Here is a 5,289-nt window from a genome sequence, read left to right as displayed (position 1 = left end):
GTTCAAATAGGCAGTCGTGCGCTGGGTAAACAGCCGGCAATCACCCACGGAGTCTGTTGCACTGAACAGCCCGCCAACTAACCGGCCAGACATACCGGACAAACCGGGTTCGCGCGCGATCAATGCGTCACGGCCCAATACCTCGACGGAGCCGTCGCCATGATCCTCGATCGAGGCCACATAGGTGCTGAACTGCGCCTTATCCTGAAACAAATAGAGCCCTCCCTGATGCCGGATCTCCGCCGGCAGGTTCATCTCGACTTCGGCGGCGGCAGCGAGATCACGGCTGTAACGGCTCAAACGTTGCAGCTTGTCGGTATTCCTGCGATGAGCCGACGGGGAACAGTTGAGCAGGAACTCAACTCCCCAGCGCCAGAGCGTTGGATCCGTCAGGCGGGTTACTTTCACCGATGGGTCACGCCCGGCGAAAGCGTTGATCATGGCAGCAGGCGCTCCCGGTCCCGCCCAGGCCTTTGCATGCCCGACAGCGATGATACCTGCATTTGCGCGGCTGCACATTTCGGCCGGACCGGATAACGCGTCGATGACAGCCACATTTAGGCCGCGCTTCGCCAAGGCATACGCGGTCATAATCCCGGCTATGCCCGCGCCGATCACGATGATGAGATCGCTACCGATTCGAGTTGCGTCGCTCATGCAACAACCTCCCCGCATCTCAGAGCATGGCGATTGGCCGCTGCGATCAGAAAGTCCGCTTCGCTCGGAAAAGGAAGGATCGATTCCGATGATAATCTGACCTGTATGCGGCGGCTGAGCGCCGGGATGAGCGGACCAATCTACCTCGAGAGGAGAACTTGCCCCCCGTCAACCCACACCTACAGGAGGCTTCCAGAGCCGGAAAGGACGGAATATGTCAGACGCTTCAACCAGAACGAGAGGTGAGTCCAGAACGGACGCAGCAGTACGGGTTTACCGAAATCAAAGGGGCCGATCATTCCCCCCAGACCTCGCGGAAGACACGCGGCCAGTTCAGGCCGAGAATCTTGCGTACATCATCCTCTTTATATCCCCGCCGGATAAGGCCCTTCGTTAGTCCCAGGAGCATATCGGGTATCGATCTCGGGAGGATGGTAGTGCGGAGGGCGCGGGTAGACGTCAGGGCTCCAAGCAACTCTGCTGACGGCATCCTCCCATTCGCTGATGACAGTATCGAGATCGGAGAATGGAAGAGTTCCCAACCAGTAGTCGAGCCCCAGGCCAACATGGTCGATTCCGACAAGCGAAACGAAATGATCGAGATGGGCGATCAAGTCATCAAGCGATGGCCGCGCTGCGCCGCCATTCGCAGGCACGACAAAATACGGCACAAGAGTAATCAACGTCTTCTTCGCAGCCGTCGCCTACGTAATCTTTCCTGTTATACGTCAGCTGCACCATCCGGAGGCCAAGCGCTTGAAAAGCCTCCACGAGGTCAAGATCCGTCCCAAACGGTCCTGTGCCCTGGAAATGGAATAGGATTCCGATCCGACCATCGCGCTTCGCAGCTTCGATGTCAGATGCTTTCTGCACTAGCTTCAGGTCGTCCCTCGAGCGGATAAAACGCAACCAACTGCCGATCGTCTTAAGCACACTTCCGGGAGACGTGGTTCCTCCGTGCGCGCAGCCGCGAGTCGTTGGCGTAGGCTGTGTCCATCAATGCGACACCGCTCGGCAGGCCGCTCTCGCAGGCCCAGCGTATCTGCTCCAGCGCAACCTCCGGCTTGGTCTTGAACTTGATCTCCTTCGGCACGGCCACTTTCTTCCGACGTGCACGATCCTTCGCCAAAACTTCGGGCAGGTAGAGCCGATAGGCCACCGGGAGGCTGGCGGCATGATTGGCGATCGATAGAGACACCGCCACCTGGCAGTTGGCTTGCTTGCCGAGCTGAGCGCACGCCGACCGAATGCCTGCCCTGCTTGGGGAACGAAGTGTCGTCGATGGTCCAGGTCTCGATCGGCCCATCCTGCTCAATCGCCGGCAATACCATCTCGCGTACCTTGGCCACCACGCCTTCGTCCGACCAGGCCGCCACGCCGACAAAGTGCAGCAGCGACTGGTGCTGTGCTGCCGTCCTCCCTGGAGCCGTCCGCGCCGCCATCCGCTCTACGCTCTTGCGCTCCCCAGGTAACATCAGACCTGTGCAATAGTCGCGCAGCGGCCGCGTCCGCATCGCCTGACCGATCACGCTTCCAAGCCCCGCTACATATTCCGCAAATCGTGCTTCGCTAGCTCCGTCCTGATCGAGATTCATCTGGCCCTCCGGTGCCAAATAGTGAATCCCTTCAATTACTTGATTCTCAGCCTCAACAGCCGCGACCGAGTGACCCAGTAAAACTGGTCGGGACAGGGTGCCGGCAGGTGCAGGCGGATTTAGATTTTCATCTCGCTCCCGCGCGGCGATCTCGTTGGCCGTCGCTTTTGTGCAGGACGTTCGGTGGTGGCGAGATGCGTCTTCCAGGACTTGATGTGGCTCTCGGCTCCTCGGCTCCGGCAGTAGACCTCCTCGTAGAGCGCCTTGGCCTTGCCACCTGCAAGGCTGGTAACGATCAAAGCGGGTGCCAGCGCCCTGGGCCACTGACCTCGACGCTCGCGATGATACGCTCGACCCGGCTCCAGCTGCCGGCGTCGTCAAGTATTTCCTTGAAGCGGCGAACCTTGCCTGTCTTCGACCTTTCGAGGCGCGCCGTTGTGCTGGCTTCCAGGTCCGTGACGTGCTTGCGCGATGTGGTGGTGGGCGCCAGGTGGAGAATGAAATCGATGGCATTGGCAGGGCACCTGTCGACGACCTGTGGATTGCAATTGTGGCTGTCGGCCCGGATCTGGATCGGGGTGGTCGGCCAATTGGGGCGGATTGCCTGCACAAGGCGACGCAGATGAGTGCTGATCTCGACGCCACTGGGTCGCTTCGCTGGTCGCAGGATCGCGTTGACAAACCGTCCCGCGCCATCGAACACCACGATCGGCTGGAAGCCGTATTCGTCGTAACGAGCATTGAATAGGCGCAGTTGCTGGCCGCTATGCACGGCATCAAACGTGTCGTCGATGTTGAGCACGATCCGCTTCGCACCTGCCGGAAGAATGCGCAGTAGAGATCGACCATAGCCCAACTCACGCGCCGGGCAGGTTCTCCAGCCGGCACATGGTCGATTGCGAGCCCAATCGGGACCCGGAGTCAGCACGTCCTGGCCATCTTCTTATTCAAGGTTCCTCTTGAAGGCGGGACCGGAGCGCGGCCGGTTGGCGTTGTTGCCATACTCATAACCGGCGGCGATCATCTTCACGCGGAAGCCGATCATATCCGCCAGGCGGTAGACGACCTGGTCCGGGCAGCGCGGATCATCAATGCAGCGCGCCAGACGGTCGGCCACTCGTAGTCGTTTCTCCGCCTCATGCAGAGCCAGAACGCCACTGTTAGACGACAGCATGCGGCCATCGAAAGGGGGCGACGACGAACTGGGCGCCGACCGATGACAAACCGCTAAGCGCCAGCGTCAGATCATTCATGGTGGGTGTGGTCTCCGGGAACCGGCGCGGATCGACCTAAGCAATCAAATCTTATGTCAGTTCAGCTCGATCGGCCGCCCGGCCGCGCGGCCCCCGGGCAGTCTGTCGTTCGACGTCCGAGTTGCCGTGTTCAGCTGTGTCCGGTTGAAGACGTGTATGTTCGGAATCCGCCCCGCTGAGGCGCAAGCATTCCGCCGGCGCGGTGCGAAACACATGGTTTTTCCGCTCTTGCTCGTACAACTCTTTCGGTGGCACGCCGATTGTATAGGACACGGTGAAGTATCCGTTACGACCATAGCGATCTCGCAGTCTCCAGGTTAGGAGGTCTACGTGAACTTGCTCGAACGATCCAGTAGACGCTGCACGTCCCCAGCAAGTTTGATGGCAGCCTCACCGCAAGTCTGAGGGTCAGGCACGGCTAAAAAAGCTGATACCGATTTACGCTCAGACCGCCGCACAGTACGCGACAGAAGGTCAACAGCCCATGACAAGAAGAGCGCTTATCCTGGTTGAAGGCAATACACACGGTACTGGTCTGCAATACGTCCAGGCCGCCCGGCGTCTTGGCCTTCATCCAATCACCCTGTCGGCTGACCCAGCTCAGTATGACTATCTTGCGGCGGAAGGAATTGAGCCGATCCGTGTCGATACAAACAATCTCGATGCAGTGATCGGCGAATGTTCCCGGCTGCGTGCGACCTATGACATTGCTGGCATTACGAGCGCCAGGGAGGCGGTCTATGCGACAGTTGGCAAGCTCTGTCGGCATTTCGATCTACCCGGACCGAACCCCGGATCCGTTGAACGATGCTGCGACAAATTCACTCAACGTCAGCTCCTCGCCGAGGCCGGCGTTCCCATACCGGCTTATCGTTTGGCATTAGATGCGACGGAGGTAGAAAGCGCTGCCGCGGAGATCGGCCTGCCGGTGATTGTTAAGCCCGCAGTAGGCGACGGCAGCTACGGCGTCCGATTGTGCCGCGACGTCGATGAGTTGGCCGAACATACGACTTATCTGTTGGGCGGAAAGCACATATGGCGGTCTTCGCCGAGGATCCTTGTCGAGCAATTCGCACAAGGACCCTATTATTGCGCCGAAATAATGGGAAACGAGGTCATTGGGATTGCCGCCGCTGACTTCGGTCCTCTACCGCATTTCCTCTTTCGCGAGACGACCTTTCCGGCCCCGCTGAGTGATGATGATCATAAACGTATCGCCGATGTTTCGCTGAGCTGTTTGCGAGCTCTCGGCCTTGGCTGGGGGCCAACGTGCATCGAATTCCGGTGGACGAAGCGTGGCCCAGTCGTCATTGAGGTCAATCCGCGGCTTGCGGGGGGAGGCCATCCTCAACTTGTTCAGCTGGCTTACGGTGTCGATCCTATCACCGAGCACATCAAACTTGCCACGGGCGACGAATGGGAGTTGCGCAGAAGGCATTCGAACACTGCGGCCGCCCGATGCCTAAATCCTGATCGCGATGGCATCCTCGATTGGATCGATGGCGACAATCGTGCGGCTGCTATACCAGGGGTCGCCGAGGTCAAATTCTATATTGAACCCAAGATGCCGATCGTCAGGAAAGGCGATTATCGAGATACTATTGGACATGTCATCGCCGCTTCACCCAGCCTTGCTCGGACCGAGGCAATACTTCAGCGGGCCGTCGACCTAATCGATTGGTCGATCACACCATTCCCGACTTTTGGCGAGCAGGAACAATCTGCGGCCCCCTCACCTCCCCGAACCAGCCCAGGTGGCCTCAGGTAAGAGGTGATCGTCGCCG

General features: G+C 59.3%; 4 protein-coding genes and 2 pseudogenes. 1 reads left to right on the top strand and 5 read right to left on the bottom strand.

What is annotated here, in order from left to right; genetic code table 11:
- From AXW67_RS37860 to AXW67_RS37840, 5 genes and pseudogenes are all read right to left on the bottom strand, one after another.
- Positions 1–657, bottom strand: a 657-nt coding sequence (locus tag AXW67_RS37860; protein ID WP_161491336.1) for an FAD-dependent oxidoreductase, incomplete at its 3' end; no start/stop codon positions are given.
- A 365-nt stretch (positions 658–1,022) separates the two neighbouring features.
- Positions 1,023–1,340: a membrane dipeptidase gene (locus tag AXW67_RS44630; protein ID WP_283806483.1), complete on the bottom strand. Its 318-nt coding sequence runs from the start codon at positions 1,338–1,340 to the stop codon at positions 1,023–1,025.
- A complete protein-coding gene (locus AXW67_RS44625; RefSeq protein ID WP_488226179.1) occupies positions 1,276–1,530 on the bottom strand; it encodes a membrane dipeptidase in 255 nt (84 codons plus the stop codon). The genes AXW67_RS44630 and AXW67_RS44625 overlap by 65 nt, the downstream gene beginning before the upstream one ends.
- An 88-nt stretch (positions 1,531–1,618) precedes the next feature.
- Positions 1,619–2,252 (bottom strand): annotated as a pseudogene (locus AXW67_RS37845) (IS701 family transposase); the annotation flags it as partial.
- A gap of 295 nt (positions 2,253–2,547) precedes the next feature.
- Positions 2,548–3,426 (bottom strand): annotated as a pseudogene (locus AXW67_RS37840) (transposase).
- 563 nt (positions 3,427–3,989) lie between these two features.
- On the opposite strand from AXW67_RS37840, the gene AXW67_RS41320 reads away from it, so the two are divergent.
- Positions 3,990–5,273 (top strand): ATP-grasp domain-containing protein, encoded by a 1,284-nt coding sequence (locus AXW67_RS41320; protein ID WP_082908189.1) that lies wholly within the window; start codon positions 3,990–3,992, stop codon positions 5,271–5,273.
- Positions 5,274–5,289: the final 16 nt, after the last annotated feature.

It is taken from the genome of Bradyrhizobium neotropicale (assembly GCF_001641695.1).
Classification (GTDB): Bacteria; Pseudomonadota; Alphaproteobacteria; order Rhizobiales; family Xanthobacteraceae; genus Bradyrhizobium; species Bradyrhizobium neotropicale.
This window is presented reverse-complemented; position numbering and strand designations above follow the sequence as displayed.